Genomic DNA, 25,080 nt, shown 5'->3' with positions numbered 1-25,080 from the left:
AGAACACATCATGAACGGGATGCCTTTGACTTTTGCTGGCGCGACGCTCGAGGCGCGCGCGTCCGGCGCGCTCTGGTGGGCCGATGCGCGGCTTCTCTGCGTCTCCGACCTGCATCTGGGCAAGGCGGAGCGGCAGGCGCGTCGCGGCGGAAGCCTGTTGCCGCCCTACGAGACCGCCGAGACGCTGGAACGGCTCGATGCGGAGATCGAGGCGCTCTCGCCCGGCATCGTGATTTGCCTTGGCGACAGCTTCGACGACACCGCGAGCGAGTCCGCGCTCGATCCGGCGCATCGCCTTTGGCTGTCCCGTCTGATTGCCGGGCGCGACTGGATCTGGATTGCCGGCAACCACGACCCCGGTCCGCTGTCGCTCGCCGGACGGCATCTCGCCGAATACGACGCCGGGCCGCTCTCGTTCCGCCATATCGCCGGAGCAGAGGCCGCCCCCGGCGAGATCTCCGGCCATTACCACCCGAAGGCCCGGCTCGGCGGCGTCGGCCGGCGCTGTTTCCTCGTCGACGAGTCGCGGCTAATCCTGCCGGCCTTCGGCACCTATACCGGCGGCATGAGCATCACTGCCCCGGAACTGGCGGCGCTGGTATCGAAGACAGCACGGGCCATTCTCACCGGACCGACGCAGGTGATTCTGCCGGCGGCCCGGGCCTGATCGGATAGGGAGCGAGGCCAGGATGGATACCGGCGAACTGCCCGAGCCGATCGCGGAGAAGATCCGGACGAGCTTCGGCCGCCAAAGCCTGATGCGGACCCTGGGCGCCGAGCTCGGCGCGCTCACCCCCGGCCGGGTCGAGATCGTCGCGCCGATCCTTCCCGGGGCGCGCCAGCAGAACGGCTATGGCCATGCGGGCCTGACCTTTTCGATCGGCGACAGTGCGGCCGGCTATGCTGCGCTCACCCTGATGCCCGTCGAGGCGGACGTGCTCTCGGTCGAGATGAAGATCAACCTGCTCGCCCCGGCCGAGGGCGCCCGCCTCGTCGCCATTGGCCATGTCATCAAGCCGGGGCGGCGGCTCTTCGTCGTCGGCGCAGAGGTCTTCGCCGAGCGTGCCGGAGGTCTCAAGGTCGCCCAGATCCAGGGAACGATGATACCGGTCTAGGCAGCGAGGCCCTTGCTGCCCATCTCGAGATATTTCCGCCGGCGGTCGGCGATGAGCGTGGCGCGGTCCTTGCCCTGGATCTCGCCCAGCATTGCCGACACGGCCTCGCCGACACGCTCGACAGTCGCTACCCGGTCGCGGTGCGCGCCTCCCACTGGCTCGAGGATCACCTTGTCGGCGACACCGAGTTCCTTGAGATCCTGCGCGGTGAGACGGAGCGCCTCGGCCGCTTCGCGCATCTTCTCGGCATCCTTCCACAGGATCGAGGCACAGCCCTCCGGCGAGATCACCGAGTAGATCGAGTGTTCCAGCATCGCCAGCCTGTCGGCCGTGGCGAAAGCCACCGCGCCGCCGGACCCGCCCTCGCCGATGATGACCGAGACGAGCGGCACGCCGATGCGCAGGCACGCCTCGGTCGACCGCGCGATCGCCTCGGACTGGCCGCGTTCTTCGGCGCCCTTGCCCGGGTAGGCGCCCGGCGTGTCGACCAGCGTGACCACCGGCAGGTTGAACCTGTCCGCAAGCTCCATCAGCCGGATCGCCTTGCGGTAACCCTCGGGCCGCGCCATTCCGAAATTATGTGCGAGCCGGCTCTGCGTGTCGTTGCCTTTCTCGTGGCCGATCACCACGACGGGCCGATCCTCGAACCGCGCAATACCGCCGATCACCGCGTGATCGTCGGCAAAGTTGCGGTCGCCCGCGAGCGGGGTGAATTCAGTGAAGAGCGCCTTGACGTAGTCGCGGCAATGCGGCCGGTCCGGATGGCGGGCGACCTGGCATTTCTGCCAGCGGGTAAGCTTGCCGTAGAGATCCTTCAGCATCGTCGCCGCCTTGGCGTCGAGCGCCGCGGCCTCGGCGGAGACGTCCATCTCCTCGTTCGACCGGGCCATCGCCCGGAGTTCCTCGGCCTTGCCTTCGATCTCGGCCAGAGGTTTTTCGAACTCGAGATAGTTCATGCCAGCGCTCCTTGTCTGCTCGCCCCCATATGCGCGTCCGTCGCAGGCTTGGCAAGAAGGCCCTTTCGGAGAGTCCCGGCCTCGCTATGCTCGGGGCACCAGTCGGAAACGGAGTCGGCCCATGTATCCCGTGAGCACCCGCGTGTTGAAGGCGATCACGCTCTTCGGCATGCCGCATACCGGTCCCTATGCCGAGATTGGGAAGGGGTTCGAGCAGCTCGGCGCCGTGCTGCTGCGATACGGGCTGAACGACAGAACGCCCTACTGGGCCGGAGTCTACCATGACGACCCCGGAGCGACGCCGCCGGAAGATCTGCGCAGCCACGCCGCATGCCTGCTGGCCCGCGGGGTGAAGCCGCCGCCGGAGATGGCGCGGATCGACCTGCCGCCCGGGAAATACGCGGTGCTGACCTACCATGGCAGCTATTACGGCCTCGCCGAGCCCTGGAAGTGGTTCCGCGAGGAGTGGATGCCGAAATCGGGTCTGACGCTTCGCAAGGCGCCGGCGCTCGAGGTCTACCGGACGATGGTTCCGAAAGTCACCGAGGACGCGCAACTGACAGAGATGTTCCTGCCCGTCGAGTGACCCTCCGGCCTACCCGGCGATCAGCGCGGCCTGTTTCACGATAACCTCGGCCTGCTTGATGGAGGCGATGTCCACGAGGCGGCCCTTGTAGACCGTGGCGCCCGCGCCCTCGGCTTTGGCTTTTTCCATCGCGGCAAGGATCTCCCTGGCCTCGGCCACCGCCTCCTCCGACGGCGTGAAGACCTCGTTGGCCAGCGCCACCTGCTTGGGGTGGATGGCCCATTTGCCAACCATGCCCAGCGTCGCCGAGCGGCGAGCCTGGGCGATGAAGCCCGCATCGTCGGAGAAATCGCCGAACGGCCCGTCGACGGGCAGCACGCCATGGGTGCGGCAGGCAGCGACGATGGTCGCCTGCGCCCAGTGCCAGGGGTCGGGCCAGTGCCTCACGCCCTCCCGGATCATGTAATAGTTTTCCTGGGTCCCGCCGATGCCGGTGGTCTGCATGCCCATCGAGGCGGCAAAATCGGCCGCGCCTAGGCTCATCGCCTCAAGCCGGGGCGAGGCGGCAGCGATCTCCTCGACATGGGCAATGCCAGCGGCGCTCTCGATGATCACCTCGAAGGCGATCCGCTTGCCGCGACCCTTCGCGGCCTCGACCGCGCTGACCAGCGCATCGACGGCATAGAGATCGCCCGCGCAGCCAACCTTGGGGATCATGATCTGGTCGAGACGCTCGGAAGCCTGCTCCAGCAGGTCCACCACGTCGCGATACCAATAGGGCGTGTCGAGCCCGTTGATCCGAACCGAGAGCGTCTTGGTCCCCCAATCCACATCGCCGATCGCCTCGATGATGTTCCGTCGCGCCTCCGCCTTGTCGTCGGGGGCGACCGAATCCTCAAGGTCGAGATTGATTACATCCGCCGCACTCGCCGCCATCTTCTCGAAGAGCGCCGGGCGCGAACCGGGCCCGAAAAGCTGGCAGCGGTTCGGACGGGCGGGCGCAGCAGGCTGGATGCGGAAGCTCATGTCTCTCTCCGGCAAGTATCTTTCGATTTCAGTCCACGGAGAGCTAGATTATTGCGCGACGCCTGGCAAGCACCATTTTGCACCGGCAGCATTTCAAATGCTGCGGCTGCGCAAGGCGTTCAAGCCACACCTTTCTACTGGCTGCTGTTCCCGCCGGGTGTCACCGCATCGCGCAGCGTCCGGTCGAGCCAGAGCCGTCCGGAATCGACCGTGACGACGTAGCGCTCCAGCACCGGCGCAGCGTCCGGAAGGGCGTGCGCCAACCGGCCAGCCTGGACATAGACCACCGCAGCGGTGCCAAAGAGAAGCAACGCCAGTCCGAAGCCGAGCCGCTGTCCGCGGCTCCGTGCCTCCGCCTCTGTCGTCCTGTGTCCGGCGTGCGCCGACATCGTGTCGGCGGGATCGAGCGAGGAATTGATCTCCTCGACATCGGGCAACCGGTCGCGGCGCGGGGAGCTGCGCTCCGCGCGCGCCGCCGGAGGCGGCAGCGTGTCGGAGGGTAGCACGCGGGCCGGGTCCCGGACACTGCGTGCGGGTGGCGGAATGTCCAGTTCGCCTTGAGTCTCAAGCCCGCCGGTTTCGCGATGGCGCACCGCCTGTTCGCGGGCAGCCTCTTCGCGCAGGATCGACATTGCGGACTCGTGGACGCTGCGCCGCGGCGGCAGGGTCCGGAGGTCGTCCTCGTCCTCTTCGTCTTCCTCGCTCTCCCGTTCCTCGGGCGCAGGCGCGGCCTCCGACCAGGATCCGCGAGCCGGCCGGGACGTCGCCGCGTCCTCGGGCGTGGAGGTCGCCTCCATTGCCTCGTCCGGGACCGGTCGCGACGGAGGCGCCGAGTCCGTCACCGCCGCATCTGCCTCGCGCCCATCAGGTTCAGGCGTTGAGTCTTCGCCGTCGAACGCCGCCGGCGGCCGCGACACCGGCCGGTCACGACCCGTCACCGCGTGGGCAATCTCGGCGGCACGATCCGGGTCGTGATCAGGATGCACCTGAAACCAGGTGTTTCCGCAATTGGAGCACTGCACATCGCGTCCCGTCTCCGGAATAACCCTTGAGTCGACCGCATATTGCGCGCCGCAATTCGGACAGATAAGCCGCATGTCCCCTCTCGACCGGGACAGGTGACCGTCCCGCTGCTCCAGCCTTTTCGGCGACTATGCCCGCCCCGGTCCGGGAACTCAAAGAAAATGCACCGACACGGTCGTGTGAAACCCCGTTGAAACGCCGGCGTTGCTCGGGCACAACGTGGCGGCATGGCAGGGGATGATACGTGATCGAGCTGAACGAGGTTGCCTATTCCTATGGCAACGGCACGCTTCTGGAGAATGTCTCGCTGCACCTGGCACCGGGCTCGTTCCACTTTCTCACCGGCCCCTCGGGGGCAGGAAAATCGACGTTGCTGAAGCTCTGCTACATGGAACTCCTGCCGAGTTCCGGGACGCTCTCGATCTTCGGACGTGACGTCCGGGGGCTCGACCGCAACGCGGTGGCGCACACCCGCCGGCGCATCGGCGTGGTGCACCAGGATTGCCAGTTCCTCGACCATCTTCCGCTCGACGAGAACCTTTCCCTGCCGCTTTCCGTCGCAGGCCGCGACGTCTCGGCAGAGGCGCAGAATCTCGCTGAACTGATGGGTTGGGTAGGGCTGGCCGCAAGGGCCGGCGCGCTGCCACCGGAGCTCTCGGGCGGCGAGCGCCAGCGCGCGGCGCTGGCCCGCGCCGTCATCATGGATCCCGAGATCGTGCTGGCCGACGAACCCACCGGCAATATCGACTGGGATATGTCGCTGCGCCTGCTGCAACTGCTGGTGGAGCTGAACAAGATGGGCAAGACGATCCTCGTGGCGACTCACGATCTTAACCTCATCCGTGCCGCCAAGGCGCAGGTTTCCGCCCGCGTGCTCCGGATCAAGGGCGGCACGCTGACGCTCGCGGGGGCGGACCTGTGAGCGTTCTTGGACGGATCGGCGGGCTGGTCGGCGGCACAGCGGGGGCCGACCGCGTTGTGCCACCCACGGGGTTCACCGCGCGGCTCACGATCTTCACCTCTGCCGCCATGGCCTTTCTCGCAGTCTTCGCGCTGGCGCTGTCGCTTGCCACCGACCGCCTCGCGGGTCGCTGGTCCGAGGCGTTGGCGCGGACCGCCACACTGCGCATCTCCGCACCGCCCGAACAGGCCGCCGAGCAGCTCTCCAATGCGATTGCCGTGCTGGAAACCACACCCGGCATCGCCTCTGCCCGCGCGCTCGACGATGCGGAGCGGCGCGCTCTGCTCGAGCCATGGTTCGGACCGGACCTCCCGCTCGGATCCCTCCGCCTGCCCGATCTCGTCGAGGTCGTCGAAACCGAAGAAGGGGTCGATGTCGACGGCCTCCGCGCGCGGCTCGCTGGCGAGGCGCCGGGCGCCGTCTATGACGACCACACGCGCTGGCGCGCGCCGCTCGTGCGGGCGGCCGAGCGGCTGCGGACCCTGGGCTTCCTGTCGCTGGTGCTGATCTCGGCGACGACCGCGGCGATGATCACGCTCGCCGCCCAGGCCGCGCTCGCCGCCAACGAGCGGGTCATCGCGGCGCTCCGCCTGGTCGGCGCGTTGGACAGCTATATCGCCCGCGCCTTCGTGCGCCGCTTTACCCTCAGGACGCTGAGCGGCGCGTTGCTCGGCACCGGTCTCGGCATGGTCGCAGTGATGATGCTGCCCCGGGCGAGCGAGACCGGCGGTTTTCTCACCGGCCTTGGCTTCACCGGAACGTCCTGGCTTCTGCCGCTGGCGATCCCGCCCGTCGCCGGACTGGTGGCCTTCGCCGCCACCCGCTATGCCGCCTTCCGCCAGCTGAAGAAGACAACCTGACATGCTGCAATATGTGCGCTCTCTCGTCTTCAACACGCAGATGTATGTGATGATGCTGCTGATGGCGCTCGTCTTCACGCCGATCACGCTGATCTACCGCCCCTTTGCCTTCACTGCCTGCCGGACCTACTGCCTCTGGGTGCGCTGGACCGCCTCCTGGATGATCGGGCTGCGTTCCGAGATTCGCGGCGAAGTGCCCCGGGCGGAATGCCTTATCGCCTCCAAGCATCAGTCCTTCTTCGACATCATCATGATCGTCTCGGAAGTGCCGCGGCCGAAATTCATCATGAAAGCGGAGCTCCGCTGGGTGCCGATCGTCGGCTGGTATGCGATATGGATCGGCTGCGTTCCCGTCGACCGGGGCAAGCGCGGCCAGGCGATCGCCGAGATGAAGCGACGTGTCGAGGAAGGGCGCGCGTCGCCGGGCCAGCTCATCATCTATCCGCAAGGCACCCGCGTCGCGGTGGACGCGAAACTTCCCTACAAGATCGGCACCGGCGTGCTCTACCAGCAACTTGAACAGGATTGCGTGCCGGCGGCGACCAATATCGGCGTCTTCTGGCCCCGCTTCGCCATTCTTCGGAAGCCGGGGTTGGCGGTTGTCGAGTTCCTGCCGGCGATAGCCCCGGGAATGGAGCAACGGGCCTTCATGAAGCGGCTCGAGGCAGAGGTCGAGGGCGCCTCGCTCCGGCTGATGGCCGAGGCCGGGTATCACCCGCCGGCGTGAGAGAGGCCCCGGCCGATTGTCCAGCATATCTTGTCCGAGACCGGGCGACAGGTCTCCCAATCACGCCGGGCCGTGGGCGCTTCCCAGCGATGGGGCGGCGGCCTGTCAGCCTTGCTCCGCGCCATGGTGCCTTGCTCGTGGTTTTGACTCGGACCAGCGGCGCCCGTTCTTCACGCCAATCAACCGACCCGTCTCTCAGGGCGCGTAGCCGCGTCGCCGCGATGCGTCGAGAATGGGCGCCCAGATCTCTGGCAGCGAATCCTGTGCGACATCGACCGCCGGTCCGATCGTTTCAGCCATCCGGACCAGCGCCGCCGCATCCTCCCTGTCCGCCCCGGCCAGGTACAGATGCCCGCCGAGAGGCTCGCAACCGAGCAGCGCCGCGCGGTGTGCGAAATGGTCGTAGGGCGCGATCAGAAGCGCGCCTGGACGCGCCCGCGACACGATCCGATCCTCCAGCAAGGCAAGTTGCTCCGGGTAGCGCATCGGGCGGAAGAAATAAAGGACATCGAACCCGGCATATCCATCGAATCCCAGCGCGTCCCCCTCGATGATCTCAATGTTGCCGCGCCGGAGGCGGGCCAACAGCCGTCGGGCCGAGTCCGCATGGCCCGGGTCGATCTCCACCCCAACGGCACGATCGAACCATTGTGCCGCGGTCAGGACCTTCATCCCGGCCCCGCAGCCGATGTCGAGAAACCGCTTGTCCCGATACCGCCCCTGCGCCAGCAGGACGCGGAGCGCCGCCTGGAGATTTGCGATGAAGACCGATTGCGCGAGCGAGAGGTCGCTGAAACACCCCATCGCCTCCGCCGCAGGGTCCTGTTCACGGCGGCTCAGCACGCCGTGCAGAGCGCCCGCCGCCGCGTTGGTCATGCGGAGCTGCGCCGCTCGGGGATCCATCGGGTCGTCCGGATCGGGAAAGAGCGGGCGCCGTTTCACCGGAAGCTGGGCCGCCAGAAGCGCCTCGATCCGGGGCCAGGTCTCGGCCAGCTCTCGTAACCGGGCGAGGAGATCCGGCGGGACACCACCCGCAGCGGCGGCTGTCCGGATCCGTGACACCGCCCTTGCCAGGGCGCAACGGCAAATCTCGGCATGCGCGCCGCCCGCCGGCTGCAGCGTTCGCAGCGTGTCGGCGATCTCTGCGACGCGGGCCCGGATCTCGTCTTCGAGTTCGGCTGCTGACGACCGTGCCGATCCGTCCATCGGGCGCCTCCTGTTTCCATGACGGCATGCTACGCCACCCGCCCCGGCGAGCAAGCAGATGCCGCATCGGCCGGCATTGACGACCGGAGCCCCCGGGCGTATCGCCGCCCGGAATTCAGATCGCGAGGCAAGCCATGTTCGACACCAAACCCGGTCTCATGGAGCAGATCCGCGACCGCTTCGCGCATGTCGACAGCGACCCGTTCCAGGGTGAACGGATCTTCTTCGAGAATGCCGGCGGCGCGCTGACGCTGAAATCGGTGGTCGCGACCACCGCCGAATTCTCGGCGATCCCGGACAACCAGGGCCGCGAAAACGTCGCGTCTGCTGCGCTCTCGGCGGCCATCGCCCGGTCGAAAGAAGACATGCGCTTGTTCTTCAACCCCGAGGGCGGGCTTTTCTTCGTTGGCGAGAGTGGCACCGAACTGCTCTTCCGGCTGATCCGCAGCGCCTGCCTCGCAACGCCCGCGGGCGGTCGCGTCCTCGGCTCGACGCTCGAACACCCGGCCACCCGCAGCGCCGCATCCCGCTACGCGCCTTTGGGCGGCAAGACGCATGTCCTCGTGGCGCATGATTCCAACCGTGGCAGTGTCGACCTCGCCGCATATCGCCCCGAGATCACCGCCGACACGCGCGTGGCGACCATCCTGCACACCTCTCCGGTGTCCGGTATGGGTGTCGATGTCGCCGGGATCGCGGCAGGGATCCGTGCCGTCGCGCCCGATTGCCTCATCATCGTCGATGGTATCCAGCACGCCGCCCACGGGCGGCTCGACCTCGCCGCCTATGGTATCGACGGCTACGTGATCTCCCCCTACAAGGCGTTCTCGCGGCACGGCTACGGCGTTGCCTGGGTCTCCGACCGGTTCGCGGCGCTGCCGCATGACGCGCTGCTTGGCGCGCCTGCCGGCTCCTGGGAATTCGGCACGCGTGACACCGGCGCTTATGCGACATTCTCGGATGTCGTCGCCTATTTCGACTGGCTCGGCAGCCATTTCACGGCGAGCGAGGCGCCACGCGACCGGATCGTCGCCGCCGGCGAGGCGATTCATGCCCACGAGGCCACGCTCACGCAGGCAATGCTGCATGGTTCCGGAAATCTGCCGGGACTGGCGCAGATCCCGGGCGTGACGATCCTCAGCGGTGTCGACAACCCGCTGCGCGAGGGGCTCGTCTCCTTTTCCTTCGAGCGCATGGCAGCGCCGGAGATCGTCGCCTTGCTCAACGACGCCGGCATCCGCACCCATACCCGCAAGGCCGACCACTACTCGGCCAATATCCTCGATCCGCTCGGCCTTCCCTCCTGCGTGCGTGTCTCGCTTTGCCACTACAACACGGTTGCGGAGGTGGAGCGCTTCCTGGAAGCGATGAGAGACATCACCGCCGAGTGATCGCGCGCACCGCTCCCCGGCAAATGAAAGAATCCTTGAACCCACAGGCCGGCATGCCGATCCTCGGCACACGGCGCACCGGAAACTGACGGTCCCGCGCGCTCTCTGAAAGGATAGTCCGCATGTCAGTCTTTAGGTCCGCCCGTCTTCCCGCCTTTCCCGGCCTTCTCCTCGCCGCGGCGCTTTCATCGGTCCCGGCCAGCGCCCAGGTCGGCGGCGCCACGGAACAACCGGTCGCTGTTCCTGAGGCCGATGCCGCGGGCGAAACGCCCGTCAGTGCGCCCGCCGGTCCCGACCTCCTCAGCGCGGCCGAACTTCAGACCCTGGTCGCGCCGGTGGCGCTTTTCCCCGACACGCTGCTCATCCAGATCCTCGTCGGCGCGACGCAGCCCTACCAGGTGATGAAGGCGAATCGGCTCCTGCTCGAAAACGAAGGCGCCGCGACCGACACGCTGGAGCCGCTGATCGAGGCCGAGGGCTACGACCCCTCTGTCGCCGTCCTCGCCGAAGCCTTTCCGGACGTGCTGCACCGGATGGCCGACCACATCGACTGGACCGAGACGGTCGGCGACGCGATGCTGGCGCAGTCCGACGACGTGATGGATGCGGTGCAGGTGATGCGGGCGCAGGCCATCGACAGCGGCGCGCTCGCTACCAACGAACAGCAGGTGGTCACCGAAGACCCGGCGACGAGCACGGTGGTGGTCCAGCCGGCCGATCCCGAGATCGTCTATGTCCCGCAATACGATGCGCGGACCGTCTACAACCCGGCCTATACCGCCGGAAACGCCGTTGCCGCCGGTCTCATCACCTGGGGTACCTTTGCGCTGATCGACGAGATCTTCGATGACGACGACGACTGGAACGACTACTGGGGGTGTCGCAACTGCGCCGGCTGGGGCGGCGGGCCGATCTATCGCGACCCCGATATCGACATCGACGTCGACGGCAACGTCAATATCAGCAACCGGATCGACATCGACCGGGACGAGATCCGGAACCGGATCGAGGCCGGAGACATCCGGGTCGGAGACGAAACGCTGCGCAAGCGAATCCAGACCGGAGACATCTCGCGCGACGAGATCCGCGCGGGAATCAGCCGCGGTCACATCCAGGTGGGCGACAACGACCTGCGTGCCCGGCTGGAAGAAAGCGGCAAGGGCGGCTGGACGGCCGAGCCGGGCCGCCGCGACGCGGCCCGCTCGCAGCTCGAGACTCGGCGGGAGGGCGGCGCCAAACCGGCGACCCGGCCCGCAGAGCTTCCGCAGATCGGCGGCACCGACGCTCTGCGCGCCAAGCTCTCGCAGCAGACCGGGGCAGCGGACATCGCCCGCCCCGGCCTCGGCAACGCCGCCACCGCTGCGGTCGCAGGCGGCGCGGCAGGGGCGCTTGCCAGCCGCGCCGGAAACCGGCCGGTCGGTGCATCCCGCCCGACCGCCGGCGCCAACCGGGAACTCGACAAGGTCAAGGCCCGGACCGAAAGCTCGCTGCCGGTCACCAGGCCCTCCACCAAGGCGAAACCCGCTGCAAAACCGAATATCAGCCGCCCGGCCCCGCAGAAGCTGCCACAGGCGCAGCAGGTTCGAAAATCCGTCCCGTCCATCGCCAAGCAATCCTCCGGCAGCCGGACAAAGGCCGCGGCGGCTCGAGGACACAAGGCGGGTGGTGGTCGCGTGAAAGCAAGAAGGTAACGAGACGATGCGCCAGATGTCCCCCGTATTCGCAGCCGCCCTCGCCCTCACCTTGGTCGCGACGCCGCTTGCCGCCCAGGAGGCGCCGCTCTACGCCACACCTCAGGATGCGCTCGACGCCCTGCTGCCCGGCCTCGCCGCCGGCGATCCCGCAGCAATAGGTGCCGCCCTCGGGCCCGGTGCGGAAGCACTGGTCGAGGTCTCCGACGGCGAGATTGACACCGGCGCTCTAGAGGCTCTCTACGCGGATTGGCGCGAGGGTTACCGTTTCGTGCCGCAGGAAGATGGCAGCGTGGTCATCGAGCTTGGCGCCGACGACTGGCCATTCCCGGTGCCGCTCGCCCGAAGCGAGGCGGGCTGGAGCTTCGACATCGAAGCCGGCGTTGTGGAAATCGCAGCCCGCGAAATCGGTCGCAACGAGCTTGACGTGCTCGAGCTCATGGAGACCTATCTCGAGATCCAGCGGGAGTTCCGGCAGACCGATCATGACGGTGACGGCGTGATGGAGTTCGCCTCGAGCATCATCTCACCGCCTGGCATGCGGAGCGGCCTCTACTGGGTCGGGCCGGACAGCCCGGCCGGTGACCGCACGGCCCGCGCGAGCCTCGACGGCTTCCTCGCGCCCGACGCCACGGAGGCAGAACACGAGCCCTATTTCGGCTATTACTACCGGATCCTGACCGGCCAGGGAGAGAACGCTCCGGGCGGCGCGATGTCCTACATGGCCGGCGACAATATGGTGGCCGGTCACGCCCTGCTCGCCGTTCCGGCGGACTATGGCGAGAGCGGCATTAACAGCTTCCTGATCAACGAGGCCGGCATCATCTGGCAGGCCGATCTCGGCGAAGAGACGCTCGACATCGCCTTCGAGATCGAGACGCTGGACCCGGATCCGGCGGCGGGCTGGGCCCGGCTCGACGAGTTGCCGGGCGGCTGAGCGGCCGGGTCGCCGCCCCACCCCAAAGCGCCGCCCGGCATCCGGCGCGGGTTCAGACCCCGCCGGAATGCACCACTTCGTAATAGAGCGCCTCGAGGTCCGTCTTGTGCTTGCTCTCCTCGTTGGCGAGGTAGCTGAACACCTCGTGCATCGGCCCCGGCGGGGTATTGGCGGCAAGCTCGGAATATTCCTCGATCGCGATCTGCTGGCGCGCGAGCGCGTATTGCAGGACTTCCTGGTCGTCAGGGTCGTCGCCCAGCTCCGGCGCCTGGATCGCGTCGGAGAACCGCCGGTCCGCCTCGGGGCGCAGGATCGCGTCCCGTAGGTGGTCGCGGATGTCGCTCGATTTCGAGAGCTCGTAGAGCTTGATGACGTGGTCAAGCTCGGCGCGCGCCAGTTCCTCGACGATGTATCTGATCTTCTTCGACACTTTCGGAATCAGGTCGACATAGAAACCATGCGCCTCGCGGTCGAATTCGGCGACCGTCTCCAGCACCTCCTCGACGGTGGTCATCTTGCTGAGCGCTTCGGTCCTCATCGCGCCGCCTCCCCCTTGGCAAACATCACCGCGCTGACCGAGGCGGCGACCGTGTGGCCGTCCGCCACCGCGTTGATGACATCGGGACCCTTCACCGCGTCGCCCGCGGCGAAAAGCCAGGGCTCGGAGGTGCGGAAGGTGTCGTCGATCTTGATCCGGCCGCGGTTCCATTCCAGAGCCTCGGTGAGTTCTTCGCCGAGGAGCGAGGTGTCGGCGGCCTGACCGATGGCCTCGATCACCATCGTGCCCTCGTGGATCCGCTCGTCGGCCTCGTCATAGGCGGGCGCGAACCGGCCCTGGTCGTCGAAGATCGAGGTCACACGCCAGGTCCGAAGCCCGGTCACGTTGCCGGCCTCGTCGCGCAGCACTTCCTGCGGGCCGCGGGCGTCGAAGATCTCCACGCCTTCCTCGCGGCTCTCCTTGATCTCCTCGGCATCGGCGAGGAAATGGTCGATATCCTCGAGCGCAGTCAGCGTCATACCGACCTTGCCGTATTTGACCTTCTGGAGCCGCGCCATCGATCGGGCGATGTCCATCGCCACGTTGCCGCCGCCGACCACCACGATCTTCTCGGGCACCGGCACCTCCTCGCCGTCGGTGATCCGGCGCAGCAGGTCCACGGCCTTCTCGACTCCTGGGCCTTCAGTGCCGGGAACCCGGGTCGAGCGGCCCATATGCAGGCCGATGGCGAGGATGACCGCGTCATATTCCTCGCGGAGCGCCTCCATCGTCACGTCCCGGCCGATGCGGCAATTGGTGCGGATCTCCACACCCATTGCCTCGATCACGCCGATATCGCGGTCGAGCGCGTCATAGGGCAGGCGGTATTCGGGGATGCCGTAGCGGGTCATGCCGCCCGCCTTGGCCTGCGCCTCGAAGACCACGACGCCATGGCCGTCGCGGGCGAGATCGTACGCCGCCGTCAGGCCGGCCGGGCCGCCGCCGATGATCGCCACCTTGCGACCGGTGGGCGCCACGTTGGGCTTGCCGACCAGTTCGATGCGCCGCTCATAGGGCACCTCGTCGACGATATGACGCTTGAGCCAGCGAATGGCGATCGGGTCGCCCTCGTGCAGCGCGGCGCAGGAGGTCTCGCATTTGTGGGTGCAGACGCGTCCGCAGACTTCGGAGAACGGGTTGGTCTCGTAGAGAAGCTTTAGGCCCCGATCGTAATCCTGGTCGCGCACCGCGGCGATGTAGTCGGGGATCGACATGTGGGCCGGGCAGGTGGCGACGCAGAGCCCGCATTCGACGCAGCGGTCGGCTTCGAGGATCGCCTCTTCGCGGCTGTAGCCGGCGACGATCTCGTCGAAATTGTCGATCCGCGCCTCCGGCTCCATCTCCTCCATGTGGATCCGCTCGATGCCGGAGAGCGCACGGTCTCCCTCGCGCTCGTAGCCGGCCTCGTCATCCTTCCACTCACCCTCGAGGCCGGGGATGAAGCGGAACTTGTCGGGGTCGGTGTCCACCCAGGTGTATTCGTTCGACATGGTCAGCGAGCCGGTCATGCAGACGTCGACGCAGAGCGCGCACCAGCAGCAGCGGCCGTAGTCGATCTGCGGCCGGAGGCCGGAATCGCCCTTCTGGGCGTCGAACCCCTCGACCGGCACCATGTCGATCGCCGCGTTCTGGCAGATCGTCTCGCAGGTGCCGCAGCCGATGCATTTCTCCATGTCGTTCTGGTGGAAGCCGCGGTAGCGGTCGGCACCGGGGCGGCCGATGGGGTTCTTGATCGTGACCGTCTCGTCAAAGACGTGTTTCCAGACGGTGAACGGGGTGAGGACTTCGCGCAGGCCCATGGCTTACCTCTCGATCTCGGGGGGATAGGTGTGCAGCGACACCATCAGCGCTGCGACGTCGGAGATGTTCGTTCCCGGAATGAGATGTTCCAGCAGCGCCATCGCATGTGTGTAGCTCGGACCCCGCACGTTGATCCGGCGCGGATAGCCCGTGCCGTCCGTGACGAGGTAGTAGCCGTATTCGCCGCGCGAGCACTCGCCCTTGATGTAGGTCTCGCCGCGCGGGATCTTCCAGTGCAGGACATTGGGGATCTTGGCCATCGCCGGGCCGGTCTTCGGCATCTTCTTCAGGATCTGCCGGATCAGGTCGATCGAGGTCTGTACGTCCTCGCGGCGCACATTGGCGCGGGCCCAGATGTCGCTTCCCGTCGCCGTGGCCACCTCGAAATCGAGCTGGTCATAGACCAGGTAGGGGCTGTCCTTGCGAACGTCCTTGGCCACACCGCCGGCACGCGCATTGGGGCCGGTCACGCCATACGGTTCGAAGAGCGCGGGATCGATGTAGCCCACGCCTTTGGTCCGGGTCTTGAAGACAGAGTTGGAGAACATGACTCTGTCCATGTCGGCCAGGTACCGTTCGGCGGTGCTGAGCACCTCCTCCATACGCCCTTCGAATCCTTCGGGCAGATGCCCGCGCACGCCGCCCGGCAGGATGAACATGTGGTAGATCCGGGCGCCGGTCAGTTCCTCGAACCGGTCGAGCATCAGGTCGCGCACATAGGTCATCCACTGACCGCCGATGCCGAGGCCGAGCGCGCCGCCGATGCCGCCGAGGAACATCATGTAGCTGTTGAAGCGGCCCATCTCGAGGATCAGGGTGCGCATCCAGTTGGCATATTCCGGCACCTCGATGCCGGCGAGATCCTCGACGGCTGCGGCGTAGCAATACTCGTTGAAATCGGGCTCGGGCACGCAGACCCGGCAGACGATCGGAAAGACCTGGATGAAGGTCCGCCGTTCCATCAGCTTCTCGAAGCCGCGGTGCAGGTAGCCGACATGGGTCTTGCCTTCGACCACCTCGTCGCCGCAGACCGTCAGTTCGACCGACATGTTTCCGGTGATCCCGGGGTGGTTCGGTCCCTGCCAGAGCTTGAGGAACTTGCCCGTCTCGAGGTCGATCTCGAGCTTGCCGTCCTCGCCGATGGCAGGGTACTGGCTGCGGTCGGGTTTGAAGTTGAACATCTCACACCCCGTCCGGATAGAGTTTCGATTTCATGTATTCGCGCGGATCGTGGGTCACACGGCCCGGGCGCTCGGCATAGGTCTGCTGCGAATAGGCGAGGCTGTCGAAGTCGCGCCGGTAGGGCGGCAGATCGGTCCAGCCCTCGAGGATGAACTCGTCGTCCACCCGCGGCGAGCCGGGGAAGTCGATGCCGAACATCTCCTTCAACTCCCGCTGATAGGTGGCGGCGGTCGGCCAGAGGTCGTGGATGCTGTCGCCCGTCGCAGCCTCGCGGTCGAGCATCACGCGGATGCCGAGCGTCATGTCCGCGGCGCGGTTGTTCATCATGTAGGTGAGCTGGAAGAGGCCCTCCTCCATCCAGTCCACCGCGGTCAGCAGCACCAGATGCGTGAACCCCTCCTTGTCGCGGAGGTCGAGCAGCAGCCCGCGCAAGTTCTCGCGCGGCAAGGTCAGGAAGGCGAGGCCGGGCCGTTGCGGCTCGAGCTTGCCCAGGTGATGGAGTTTCTTCAGTCTCTTGTGGATGTCGCGCATATCCGTCACCAGTTGTAATCCGGCATGTCCCAGTCCTTGATCACGGACTTCTGGTTCGCCTTGTAGGTCGCGAAATTCTCGGCGTATTTGTTGGCGCCCTCGCATTTCCCGGCCTTGATCTGCTTCTTCAGCTCCATGAACCCGGCGAGCAGCGCCTCCGGGCGCGGCATGCAGCCGGCGATGTAGAGGTCGACCGGCAGATACTGGTCGAGCCGCTTGATCGTGTTGTAGCTGTCCCAGTACATGCCGCCGTTGATCGTGCAGGAGCCGAGGCCGACGACGTATTTCGGGCCCTGCATCTGCTCGTAGGCGCGGATCGCGCGCTTGAGCGTCTTGACCGAGAGATAGCCCGAGATCATCAGCAGGTTCGCCTGCCGGGGTGTCGGGCGCCACTGGATGCCGTAGCGGTAGGCGTCGAAGCGCGGGGTCATTAGCGGCCGCATCTCGATCGCCCCGCAGCCGGTGCCGAAGCCGAGGATCCAGAGCGAGTTGGCCCGCGCCCAGTTGTAGAAATCCTCGATGATCGGCAGGTAGGCCTTGGGATGGACCTTCGGCGCCGCCTCGCAGAAATAGTCCTTCAGCGGCTCGATCTCGATCTCCTGACCGTCCGGTGTCGTGACCTTGCGGGGGCGGAGTTCCTCGCGCAGCGGGAACTCTTTCTCGGTGTTCTTCAGGAACTTGTCGTCAACGTCTTTCATGGCTCACACCGTCAGGATGGCGAGGATGCCCACGGGCAGGCCCCATTTGAGGAAGAAGCGGATGGATTGCTCGACCCGGAACCGCGGGTGGACCACGCCGATCACGGCCGGGATCATGTAGAGCAGGAAGACCTTGACCGCGAATTCCGCCCAGGTGGTCGCGCCACCGAAGAAGATGTTCATGTAGATGATCGTCTTGGCGATGGGGAAGATCACGCGGTTGGTCTGCATCAGCGCGAGATAGGCCGAGTGGTATTCGGTCGGCGGGCCGATCGGGATTTCCTGCGGCGCCAGCACCACGTCGAACGGCGAGCGCATCATCGTGCCGACATAGGCGAACATCGCCGCGAAGACCGCGAGCGGGTTAGTGAAGAGCGTCCAGTGGAAGAGCCCGCCCTGCTGCGCCTCGACGATGCCGGTGATCGACAGCGTCTGGTATTGCAGCGCGATGGCGAAGACGGCGAGCGCCATCGGCAGTTCCGCCGCCGTCACCTGCGCCAGCCCGCGCGAGACGCCGATGGCAGAGTGCGGATGCCCGCTCTCGCCGGCCCCGAGCGCCATGCCCAGAGTGCCGAAGAAGATGAAGTAGAGCGCCAGGATCAGGTCTCCCGAGAAGGAGAAGTTCTGCGCCCAGCTCGATCCGTAGATCGTCGGCACGAAGAGGATGAGGCCGATCCCGCCGGTAAGCCGGAAGACCGGCCCTAGGTAATACATGACCCCGTGGTTGATCTTCGAGCGCAGCGCGAAGTTCTTCACCAGGTCGATGTAGTTCTGCCAGACCGGGATGCCCGGCCGCCCGCCGACCCGCGCGGCGAGCTTGCGCACCACCGCCGTCATCAGCATCCCGTAGTTGAGGATGATGAACAGCGTGGCGAGCGCGTAGGGAACTTGGATCCACTCGAAGGTCATGCGACGCCTCCCATGGCGATCAGGTAGACGGCGACGACGAAGAGCACGACGTGGATCGCGTAGCTCTGGCCGTTGCCGTTGTAGAAGCGGCGGGTAAAGTCGCCCACGCCGTTGATGCCGTCGGTCACACCGCCCCAGAAGGTGCTGACCACCGGCGTCTCGAGAAAGCCCATTGCCTTGCGGTAGGGGGCGAAGAAGTTCCACGCGAAATGCGTCGTCTCGGGGCGGTAGGGCCGCTCGGCGGAGAAGACGATGTTGAACTGCTTCACCTTCTGGGCGTCATGGTTCTTGGCCAGCAGGATCAGGAAGACCGAGACGAAGACCACGATGATCACCACCATGATCGCGACCGGGTTCCAGTAGCCGAACTCGGAGGCGATGGCACGGCCGGACCAGACCAGCGGCTGGTCGCCGAAGATCGAGCCGATGTAGCCGTCCACCTTTTGCAGCGCCATGCCGGGCAGCACGGCAAAGCCGATCAGGAAGGCCACGAAGATCATCTGCGGCGCCACCAGCCAGGCGGGCGCCTCCTTGAGCTTCCGGTGCGGGTCCTTGAGCTGGCCGAGGAAGATCGTGTGGATCAGCCGGAAGAGGTAGAGGAAGCCGATGGGACCGGCCATGAAGATCAGGATCAGCGGCAGGCGCAGGCCGGCATCCATGATCGCGTTGTAGAAGATCCATCGTCCGCCAAAGCCCGAGAGCGGCGGCACGCCGGACATGGCGATGATCCCCACCAGCACGGAAACGAAGGTGAAGGGCATAAGCGTGATCAACCCGCCCATCTTGTACATCAGCTTGGTGTGGGTGCGCTTGTAGACGCCGCCCACGGCCAGGAAGAGCATCGACTTGTAGACGTAGTGGTTGATGACGAACATCATCGCCATGAGCCAGCCGAGGTGGTTCATCAGCGCGATGCCGAAGAGCGCATAGCCCATCTGGCTGATCGAGCTGTAGGCCAGTAGCCGCTTGGCGTCCTCCTGGAAGATCGCCAGAACCGCGCCGAGGAAGGCCGAGATTGCGCCGATCCAGACCAGCACATAGGTGAGGTCGACGCCCCAGAGGCTTTGCCGGCCAAGCTGCATCAGCATCAGGAAGAGACCAAAGAGCCCGGCCTTCAGCAAGATGCCGGAGACCATCGGCGAGACGTCCGTCTCCGCCTCGGCGTGGGCGCCCGGCAGCCAGATATGCAGGCCCATGGCCGCTGTCTTGGTCATAAAGCCGACGGCGAGCAGAACGAAGACATAGGGCGCGAGGTCGGCTGCAACCGTACCGAGCTGGTCGAGCGGGAAGGGCTGCACGCCACCCGAGGCGATCGCGAATCCCGCCAGCAGTGCAAAGGCGCCGCCGAGCGAGAAGAGCATGTAGCTCAGCGCGTGCGGCTCGGACATCCGTCCCCTGAGGATCAGGAAGTAGGAGCCCAGCGTCATGATTTCCCAGGCCGCGAAGAACTCGAAGAAGGTCGTCGCTTCGAGCAGCAGCGCGAGGCCGGCATACATCGCCATCGCGGAGGGATAGAAGCCGATCCGCCGCCCCGTCTCGGTGAAGGAGGCGATGAGGATGACAGCGCCGCCCGGGATCATCACCGCAGCGAAGATCAGCCGCATGGGATCGTATCCGCCGACGACCATCGCAAACCAGCCGAGAAGCGCTGCAATGGCCAGTACGTTCTTGACCTTCGCAGGAAGCGGTTCGAGCAGAAGGAAAGCAACCACGGCCAGCACCGGCAGAGTCGCCAGCACGTTGAACTCGCCATGGGCCACGCCCCAGATCCAGCCGAGCGCCCAGCCGCCCGCGACGGCGGCCAGCGTGATGCCGCAATCGACAGTGTTGGCCAGGAGGCCCTTCTCGACCGCCTCGCGCTTGATGGCATAGCCGAACCAGCGGAAGAGATAGGCGGACTCGATGAGCACGCCGAGGAGGATCAGCGACAGGATCGGCAGGCGCCCCGCGGCGACAAGCGCCTGCGCGAGGTCCCACTTGGCATAGAAGCCGGGGAAGGGCGGCAGGCCGACCAGCATGGCGATGAAGGTGGCAAAGGCCAGAACCATCGGCGCGCGGGCGCGGATCGCGGCCCAGTCGGTGAGCGTCCGTCCGCGCACGATGGCGGACATCCAGAAGAGCCCGGCCTTGGCGACGGCATGCGAGAGGATCAGGCCGCCGGCGATATAGAGATAGGCGTCGCCGAGCACGTCACGCTGGCCGATCACGGCGAGCACGAGGCCGAGCTGGCCAACCGAGGAATAGCCAAGCAGACGCCGGTCGTTCTCTTGTCGGAGCGCGACGATATTGGAGCCGACGAAGCTCAGGAGGCCGATGCCGGTCAGGAGCGGCAACCAGGCGTCCCCTGCATAGGTCGCGACTTTGTCCACGGCGAAGAGCGCCGCGGAGCCGGTGGCCGCCGAGAACAGGGCGGAGAAGCCGGGATGCGCGCTGGTGTAGATGTCGAGCGCCCAGCCGTTCGCCGGGAAGGGCTTCAGCTCCACCACGAGCGCGATCAGCAGCAGGAAGATCGCGAGCGCCGCGCCGTGGAAGGCCACGGGCGTCGCGACGATGTCGTCGATATTGAGCGAGCCGGTGGCATGGTAGGTGAAGATGATGCCGATCAGCATCAGGATGGCGATGATCTGGCTCACCACCAGATATTTGAACCCGGCGCAGATCGCGCGCTGGTCCTGCGAGAGCAGCACGACGCCGGCCGTGGCGATGGCGATGAGCTCGATGAAAACGAAGAGGTTGAAGAGGTCGCGCGTCATGACGAGGCCGGAGATCGCCATGACCAGAACCAGTAGCACTGCCATGGCGCCGCGGCCGAGCCGCAGGAGCGGCTCGCGCATCGAGAGCGCGGAGAAGAGGCCCGCGAGAGAGATCGTCGCCAGCAGAGCCGCCTCGGCCAGGCCGACCCGGAGGTTGATCGCAAAGGGCGGCGCGACGCCGGCGGTGTGGATCTCGGCCGTCATGGCCGCGCCGGTGGCGAGCGCCACGACCCAGCCGAGGCTGATCGCCGCCATCAGCGCCAGGGCTGCGAGCGTGACGAGGAAGAGGAAGCTCTTGCGAGCCTGCGAGAGAAGCCCCAGGGCGAATGCCGTGCCGAGGCCGATGGCGAGGATGAGGACCGGGCTTACCATTTCAGCTCCGTGAAGGTCGAGATGTCGAGGCTGTGGCGCAGCCGGAAGAGGCGATAGGCATAGGCGAGCATCAGCGCGGTGATGCCGAGGCCGATGACGATTGCGGTGAGCACCAGCGCCTGCGGCACGGGGTCGATGATCCGCTGGCCGGCCTCGGCCACCGGCACCGCGGCGTCGAGGATCGGCGCGGTGCGCCCGGGCAGGTAGCCCACGGCGACGAGCACGATGTTGACGCCGGTGTCGGCGATCGTGAAGGCCACGATCATGCGCAGGATGTCACGGTTGGTCAGCGCGCCGTAGAGACCCGCGAGGATCAGGACGAAACCGGTTGCGAGGGCAATCTGGGCCATCACGCGTCCTCCGTTTCATGCAGGGATTCGAGGATCGAGGAGAATTCCGCCCCGACCTTGAGCCCGATCAGCACCGAGATGAGCGGGATCGCCCCGGCCGAGAGCATCGCGCCGAAGCGGCCGAGCGGCAGGATCCCGTTGTCGAGGAAGCCGCCCGCGATCATCATGCCGGCTAGGCCGACGAGCACGTAGGTGAGGCCCGAGGCGCTCTCGACCCGCGCGATGACGCTGTGGCCGAACCGGCGCGTCGGCTCTGCGAGCAGCGTGAGCAACGCCCCCGAGGCGAGGATCGCGCCGCCCTGGAAGCCGCCGCCCGGCGTCAGGTGGCCGTTCATGATGACATAGGCTCCGAGCAGGACGATCAATGGCACGATCATCCGCGTTCCGGTGGTCAGCAACTCGCCCGACGGCAGGAAGCCTGCTCCGGTGGCGCCAGCCGGTGTCTTCGATTGCGTGAGCACGAGCGCGATAACCGCTGAGGTCAGAAACAGCACCGTGACCTCGCCCAGCGTGTCGAGCCCGCGCCATGTGACGATGATGCCGGTGACGATGTTCGGCGCTCCGACCTCGTCCTGGGCATGTGCCGCGTAGTAGGCGGCGGTGCGGTTCAACTCGGCATCGGGAAGGTAGCCGGCGGTCAGCGTCCAGAAGGCGATGCCGAGGAGCGCGACAAGCAGGGCGACGACGACATGTCGGATCATTTTCCACCCTCCCGCCGGATCCGGCCCATGGTGAAGAAGAAGAGGAACGTGGTGAGGCCCGAGCCGATCGCGGCCTCGGTCATCGCCACGTCGGGCGCGGCGAGGACGACGAAGAAGATCGAGGCGAAGAGGCTCACAAGCCCCGCCGCCAGCACCGCGATCACGGTCGAGCGGGTGATCAGCGCCACTGCGGCGGCGGCGACCATCGACAGCGCGAGGGCAATGGCAAGGCCCAGCATCAGAACGCTCATGCCGCGCCCTCCCCGCCCGCCATGTCGGCGGCATCTTCGGCCAGCGCGTCGGCCGAGGTCCGCTCGGTCGCCGGTACGCCGGCGCGATGTGCGGCGCGGGCGAGCACCTGCGAGGAAAGCGGGTTGGTGAACATCAGAAAGAGCGCAATCAGCCCGAGCTTGACGGTCCAGGCGGGTGCGATCAGCGCGGCCCCGGCGAGCATCAGCAGCATGCCGAGCGTGGTCGCCTTGGTGCCGGCCTGGATGCGCGTGTAAGTGTCGGGCATCCGGAAGAGACCGAGGCCGGCCAGGGCGAGAAAGACGGTGCCCAGGGTCATCACCAGGATTCCGAGGGGCGCGAGCAGGGTCATTCTTCGCCTCCTTCGAGATAGCGCGACGCGACGATCACGCCGAGGAAGGACAGCAGCGCATAGATCAGCGCCACGTCGAGATAGATGCCGCGGCCGGAGACCAGGGCGGCCATCACCAGTCCGGAAATCGCGATCAGGGTGAGCCCGTCGAACGCGACGACTCGATCGACGGCATGCGGGCCAGCGATGAAGCGCCAGAAGGACAGCACCAGCGCAAGCGCCGCGATGGCGGCGGGAAGCAGGAGCGCATCAGTCATACATGACCTCCAGGTATTTCTCGAACCCCGCCACGATCGCTTCGGTCGCGGCGTGAGTGTCGGTTGTCTTGGCGACCACCCAATGGACGTAGAGCCACTCGCCAGTCATCTCGACGGTGAGGGTGCCGGGGGTCAGGGTGATCGAGTTGGCCAGCAGCAGCCGCGCGACCGGGCTCTTGAGCCGGGTGCGGACCTTGACGATGGCGGGCACCACGGGAAGGGCGGGGTCGAGCACGACGCGGGCGACCGACAGATTCGCCTTGGCCAGTTCGACAAGGAAGTAGCCGATATATCCCAGCGTCGCGCGCGCGGAGGCCAGCGTGAGTCGGTAGCCCGACAGGAAGGACAGGCTGCTGCCGAAAAAGAAGGCGATGGCGGCCGCCACGACGACGCCAACCGCGAAAACGTCGAGCGCCAGCGTGCCGTTCAGCAGTATCCATAAGAACAGCGTCAGGAAGAAGAGTTTCCGGTTTGCGAACGCTTCGCTCATGCAGTCCTCCGCGGCTGGGTTTGACCGGTTCGGCTCAGGACCTGCCAGAAACGTCGGGGGGCGGTTTTGCGCGCGTCGGACGTGGGTGGCGGGATGACGAGCCATCTGCCAGCCATCAACCACGTATTCACAAATCTTAATTTGATCTCGGACAAACTGGCGGCGATTTTCCCGTATAACGGGAGTGCAAATGGTCGCAGATATCACTTCCGCCACAGGGTCTTGGCAACATCCCTGCATTTGGGTCATGACGGGTATGCGCAATGGACGTGCCCCTGCGCGGGGCGAGAGCGCGCGCCGGGCTTCGCATGGCCGGGCGGCTTGGGACATTCGAGCGGGGCCCGGAGATGGCCGACGAACAACCGAAACAGAAGGACCAGGCGATCCTTCAGCGGGTTCAGGCGCTCCTCGCAGAGGGCCGGGATGGCCAGAGGCTGCCAAGGGTTCGCGACCTCATGGCGGAGTTCGGCACCTCGCAGCGCGTGGTCCAACGAGTGCTGGCGCCGTTTCTTTCCTCGGGCCACATCGTCGCGAGACCCGGCGCCGGGCTGACCATTCGGCGACAAACGGAGACTGAAACGACCTACACCGCCGATTGCCTGCTGCTCTACCGCAGTTCCGAGAGTCGGCTCGCGCGCACGCTGCTCATGGAACTCGTCGCGCGCCTGAAACGCCGTGGCCATCGCGTCGTCCAGCGCGTCTTTGCCGCCGAAGACGAAGATATCGACCTCCTCGCGCCGACTACCCGCTACCGCTGCTGCCTGCTCCAGGCGAATTTCGAGGTCATTCCGGTCGCGTTCCTCGCCCGGATACGCGCGGTCTCCGACGCGCTGGTGATCGACGGGGTGTCGGTCACCGGCATAGATGCGGACGTGATCGGCACCAACTGGCGCGAGGCCCTGTCGATCGGTTACCGGCACTTGCAGGCGCAGGGGCATGCGCGCATCAGCTTCTTGACCTCGTCGCATGACGCCCGCCAGATCGCCATGGCGCGGCGGGAATTCCTGCTCCTCAGCGGATGGGAGGGGACGGTTCCGTCACCGCTGCTGTTCCAGCGGGACCGGCTTCCCGGCTCCTACCGGCGCCAGGACCTCGTGGAGGCCCTCCTGGAGGCCGGACGCGCCGGCGCAACGGCAATGATCGTCTGGGGGCTGGTGGACGGTTACCTGCTCGACGCCGCGCTACATGAAACCCGCCCGATGCTTGACCGGCAGGTGAGCCTCCTGCTTCTGGGAAGCGTCGACATGCCCTCCGAACATGTCCGTCGCTTCGACATCGTCGGCAACTCCGACGCCGAAAAGCTTGACCTGTTCGAACGGGTGCTGATCGCGCGAATCGAGAGGGATCCCGCCCCGGCGCGCACCCACTACCTGCCGATCTACCTGTTCGAAAACGGCTCGGCCCAGCGACTGGACGCTACATCCTGACCGCGGAGTGAGTACAACTCGAATTACCCGGAACATCATACTCACTTATGGT

The 25,080-nt window shown here is 66.4% G+C and carries 27 protein-coding genes and 1 pseudogene; 10 read left to right on the top strand and 18 right to left on the bottom strand.

Annotated features, from left to right (window positions below):
* The first annotated feature begins 10 nt into the window (after positions 1-10).
* Together pdeM and EU800_RS12290 are read left to right on the top strand one after the other, a co-directional pair.
* Positions 11-667: a ligase-associated DNA damage response endonuclease PdeM gene (gene pdeM / locus EU800_RS12295; RefSeq protein ID WP_129632632.1), complete on the top strand. Its 657-nt coding sequence runs from the start codon at positions 11-13 to the stop codon at positions 665-667.
* A gap of 22 nt (positions 668-689) precedes the next feature.
* Complete coding sequence (locus tag EU800_RS12290) at positions 690-1,115, top strand: PaaI family thioesterase (RefSeq protein WP_207209898.1); 426 nt, start codon at positions 690-692, stop codon at positions 1,113-1,115.
* Here the strand turns inward: EU800_RS12290 and EU800_RS12285 are convergent.
* Positions 1,112-2,071: an acetyl-CoA carboxylase carboxyltransferase subunit alpha gene (locus EU800_RS12285; protein ID WP_129632629.1), complete on the bottom strand. Its 960-nt coding sequence runs from the start codon at positions 2,069-2,071 to the stop codon at positions 1,112-1,114. The genes EU800_RS12290 and EU800_RS12285 overlap by 4 nt on opposite strands.
* 121 nt (positions 2,072-2,192) lie before the next feature.
* Here EU800_RS12285 and EU800_RS12280 point away from each other — a divergent pair, with 121 nt between their 5' ends.
* On the top strand, positions 2,193-2,657 hold the full coding sequence (locus EU800_RS12280; protein WP_165354648.1) for a GyrI-like domain-containing protein: 465 nt from the start codon (positions 2,193-2,195) through the stop codon (positions 2,655-2,657).
* Positions 2,658-2,666: 9 nt separating this feature from the next.
* On the opposite strand, the gene EU800_RS12275 is transcribed toward EU800_RS12280, so the two are convergent.
* The 3 genes and pseudogenes from EU800_RS12275 to EU800_RS29090 form a co-directional block, all read right to left on the bottom strand.
* Entirely contained in the window at positions 2,667-3,623 is a 957-nt protein-coding gene (locus EU800_RS12275; RefSeq protein ID WP_129632623.1) for an L-malyl-CoA/beta-methylmalyl-CoA lyase, read from the bottom strand.
* Positions 3,624-3,757: 134 nt separating this feature from the next.
* Positions 3,758-4,420, bottom strand: a complete 663-nt coding sequence (locus EU800_RS12270) for a hypothetical protein (RefSeq protein ID WP_242500532.1) — start codon at positions 4,418-4,420, stop codon at positions 3,758-3,760.
* Positions 4,421-4,621: 201 nt separating this feature from the next.
* Positions 4,622-4,720: pseudogene (locus EU800_RS29090) on the bottom strand (zinc-ribbon domain-containing protein); the annotation flags it as partial.
* 170 nt (positions 4,721-4,890) lie between these two features.
* Here EU800_RS29090 and EU800_RS12265 point away from each other — a divergent pair.
* From EU800_RS12265 to EU800_RS12255, 3 genes are read left to right on the top strand one after another with little or no spacing between them, the layout of a single operon-like run.
* A complete protein-coding gene (locus EU800_RS12265; RefSeq protein ID WP_129632617.1) occupies positions 4,891-5,568 on the top strand; it encodes a cell division ATP-binding protein FtsE in 678 nt (225 codons plus the stop codon).
* A complete protein-coding gene (locus EU800_RS12260) occupies positions 5,565-6,467 on the top strand; it encodes an ABC transporter permease (protein WP_165354647.1) in 903 nt (300 codons plus the stop codon). Before EU800_RS12265 ends, EU800_RS12260 begins: the two co-directional genes overlap by 4 nt.
* Position 6,468: 1 nt before the next feature.
* Positions 6,469-7,194, top strand: coding sequence for a 1-acyl-sn-glycerol-3-phosphate acyltransferase (locus EU800_RS12255; RefSeq protein WP_129632613.1), 726 nt, complete (start codon positions 6,469-6,471; stop codon positions 7,192-7,194).
* Positions 7,195-7,389: 195 nt separating this feature from the next.
* Here EU800_RS12255 and EU800_RS12250 read toward each other — a convergent pair whose 3' ends face one another.
* On the bottom strand, positions 7,390-8,400 hold the full coding sequence (locus EU800_RS12250) for a class I SAM-dependent methyltransferase (protein WP_129632610.1): 1,011 nt from the start codon (positions 8,398-8,400) through the stop codon (positions 7,390-7,392).
* Between the two features lie 134 nt (positions 8,401-8,534).
* Here EU800_RS12250 and EU800_RS12245 point away from each other — a divergent pair, with 134 nt between their 5' ends.
* The 3 genes from EU800_RS12245 to EU800_RS12235 all read left to right on the top strand — a co-directional run bounded on the left by EU800_RS12245 (position 8,535) and on the right by EU800_RS12235 (position 12,419).
* Entirely contained in the window at positions 8,535-9,791 is a 1,257-nt protein-coding gene (locus EU800_RS12245; protein ID WP_129632607.1) for an aminotransferase class V-fold PLP-dependent enzyme, read from the top strand.
* Positions 9,792-9,913: 122 nt separating this feature from the next.
* Positions 9,914-11,482 carry a DUF3300 domain-containing protein gene (locus tag EU800_RS12240; protein WP_129632603.1) on the top strand — a complete coding sequence of 523 codons (1,569 nt, stop codon included), beginning with the start codon at positions 9,914-9,916 and terminating at the stop codon, positions 11,480-11,482.
* A 16-nt stretch (positions 11,483-11,498) separates the two neighbouring features.
* Positions 11,499-12,419: a DUF2950 family protein gene (locus tag EU800_RS12235; protein WP_165354646.1), complete on the top strand. Its 921-nt coding sequence runs from the start codon at positions 11,499-11,501 to the stop codon at positions 12,417-12,419.
* A 52-nt stretch (positions 12,420-12,471) separates the two neighbouring features.
* Here EU800_RS12235 and EU800_RS12230 read toward each other — a convergent pair whose 3' ends face one another.
* The 13 genes from EU800_RS12230 to EU800_RS12170 are packed head-to-tail and all read right to left on the bottom strand — an operon-like array spanning position 12,472 to position 23,601.
* Entirely contained in the window at positions 12,472-12,957 is a 486-nt protein-coding gene (locus tag EU800_RS12230) for a ferritin family protein (RefSeq protein WP_129632597.1), read from the bottom strand.
* The gene (locus EU800_RS12225) at positions 12,954-14,756 is read right to left on the bottom strand and encodes an FAD-dependent oxidoreductase (RefSeq protein WP_129632595.1); all 1,803 of its coding nucleotides are present in this window, start codon (positions 14,754-14,756) and stop codon (positions 12,954-12,956) included. The genes EU800_RS12230 and EU800_RS12225 overlap by 4 nt, the downstream gene beginning before the upstream one ends.
* Before the next feature lie 3 nt (positions 14,757-14,759).
* Positions 14,760-15,938: an NADH-quinone oxidoreductase subunit D gene (locus tag EU800_RS12220; RefSeq protein WP_129632592.1), complete on the bottom strand. Its 1,179-nt coding sequence runs from the start codon at positions 15,936-15,938 to the stop codon at positions 14,760-14,762.
* A 1-nt stretch (position 15,939) separates the two neighbouring features.
* Positions 15,940-16,470: an NADH-quinone oxidoreductase subunit C gene (locus EU800_RS12215; protein ID WP_129632813.1), complete on the bottom strand. Its 531-nt coding sequence runs from the start codon at positions 16,468-16,470 to the stop codon at positions 15,940-15,942.
* Positions 16,471-16,475: 5 nt separating this feature from the next.
* On the bottom strand, positions 16,476-17,168 hold the full coding sequence (locus EU800_RS12210; RefSeq protein ID WP_207209896.1) for an NADH-quinone oxidoreductase subunit B: 693 nt from the start codon (positions 17,166-17,168) through the stop codon (positions 16,476-16,478).
* 3 nt (positions 17,169-17,171) lie between these two features.
* Positions 17,172-18,077 carry a respiratory chain complex I subunit 1 family protein gene (locus tag EU800_RS12205; RefSeq protein WP_129632589.1) on the bottom strand — a complete coding sequence of 302 codons (906 nt, stop codon included), beginning with the start codon at positions 18,075-18,077 and terminating at the stop codon, positions 17,172-17,174.
* Positions 18,074-21,202: a proton-conducting transporter membrane subunit gene (locus EU800_RS12200; RefSeq protein WP_129632586.1), complete on the bottom strand. Its 3,129-nt coding sequence runs from the start codon at positions 21,200-21,202 to the stop codon at positions 18,074-18,076. Before EU800_RS12200 ends, EU800_RS12205 begins: the two co-directional genes overlap by 4 nt.
* Positions 21,196-21,552 (bottom strand): sodium:proton antiporter, encoded by a 357-nt coding sequence (locus EU800_RS12195; protein ID WP_129632583.1) that lies wholly within the window; start codon positions 21,550-21,552, stop codon positions 21,196-21,198. The genes EU800_RS12200 and EU800_RS12195 overlap by 7 nt, the downstream gene beginning before the upstream one ends.
* Positions 21,552-22,253 carry a hydrogen gas-evolving membrane-bound hydrogenase subunit E gene (mbhE, locus tag EU800_RS12190; protein ID WP_129632580.1) on the bottom strand — a complete coding sequence of 234 codons (702 nt, stop codon included), beginning with the start codon at positions 22,251-22,253 and terminating at the stop codon, positions 21,552-21,554. Before mbhE ends, EU800_RS12195 begins: the two co-directional genes overlap by 1 nt.
* Entirely contained in the window at positions 22,250-22,504 is a 255-nt protein-coding gene (locus EU800_RS12185) for a hydrogenase subunit MbhD domain-containing protein (RefSeq protein WP_129632577.1), read from the bottom strand. The genes mbhE and EU800_RS12185 overlap by 4 nt, the downstream gene beginning before the upstream one ends.
* Positions 22,501-22,854, bottom strand: a complete 354-nt coding sequence (gene mnhG / locus EU800_RS12180) for a monovalent cation/H(+) antiporter subunit G (RefSeq protein WP_129632574.1) — start codon at positions 22,852-22,854, stop codon at positions 22,501-22,503. The genes EU800_RS12185 and mnhG overlap by 4 nt, the downstream gene beginning before the upstream one ends.
* Positions 22,851-23,111 carry a monovalent cation/H+ antiporter complex subunit F gene (locus EU800_RS12175; RefSeq protein WP_129632571.1) on the bottom strand — a complete coding sequence of 87 codons (261 nt, stop codon included), beginning with the start codon at positions 23,109-23,111 and terminating at the stop codon, positions 22,851-22,853. The genes mnhG and EU800_RS12175 overlap by 4 nt, the downstream gene beginning before the upstream one ends.
* On the bottom strand, positions 23,104-23,601 hold the full coding sequence (locus EU800_RS12170; protein WP_129632566.1) for a Na+/H+ antiporter subunit E: 498 nt from the start codon (positions 23,599-23,601) through the stop codon (positions 23,104-23,106). Before EU800_RS12170 ends, EU800_RS12175 begins: the two co-directional genes overlap by 8 nt.
* Before the next feature lie 347 nt (positions 23,602-23,948).
* Here EU800_RS12170 and EU800_RS12165 point away from each other — a divergent pair, with 347 nt between their 5' ends.
* Entirely contained in the window at positions 23,949-25,028 is a 1,080-nt protein-coding gene (locus tag EU800_RS12165) for a GntR family transcriptional regulator (protein WP_165354645.1), read from the top strand.
* Positions 25,029-25,080 lie beyond the last annotated feature (52 nt).

Source organism: Tropicimonas sp. IMCC6043 (assembly GCF_004146235.1).
Taxonomy (GTDB): Bacteria; Pseudomonadota; Alphaproteobacteria; order Rhodobacterales; family Rhodobacteraceae; genus Tropicimonas.
The sequence above is the reverse complement of the archived record's forward strand: the minus strand, read 5'-3'. Positions and strand labels throughout refer to the sequence as shown.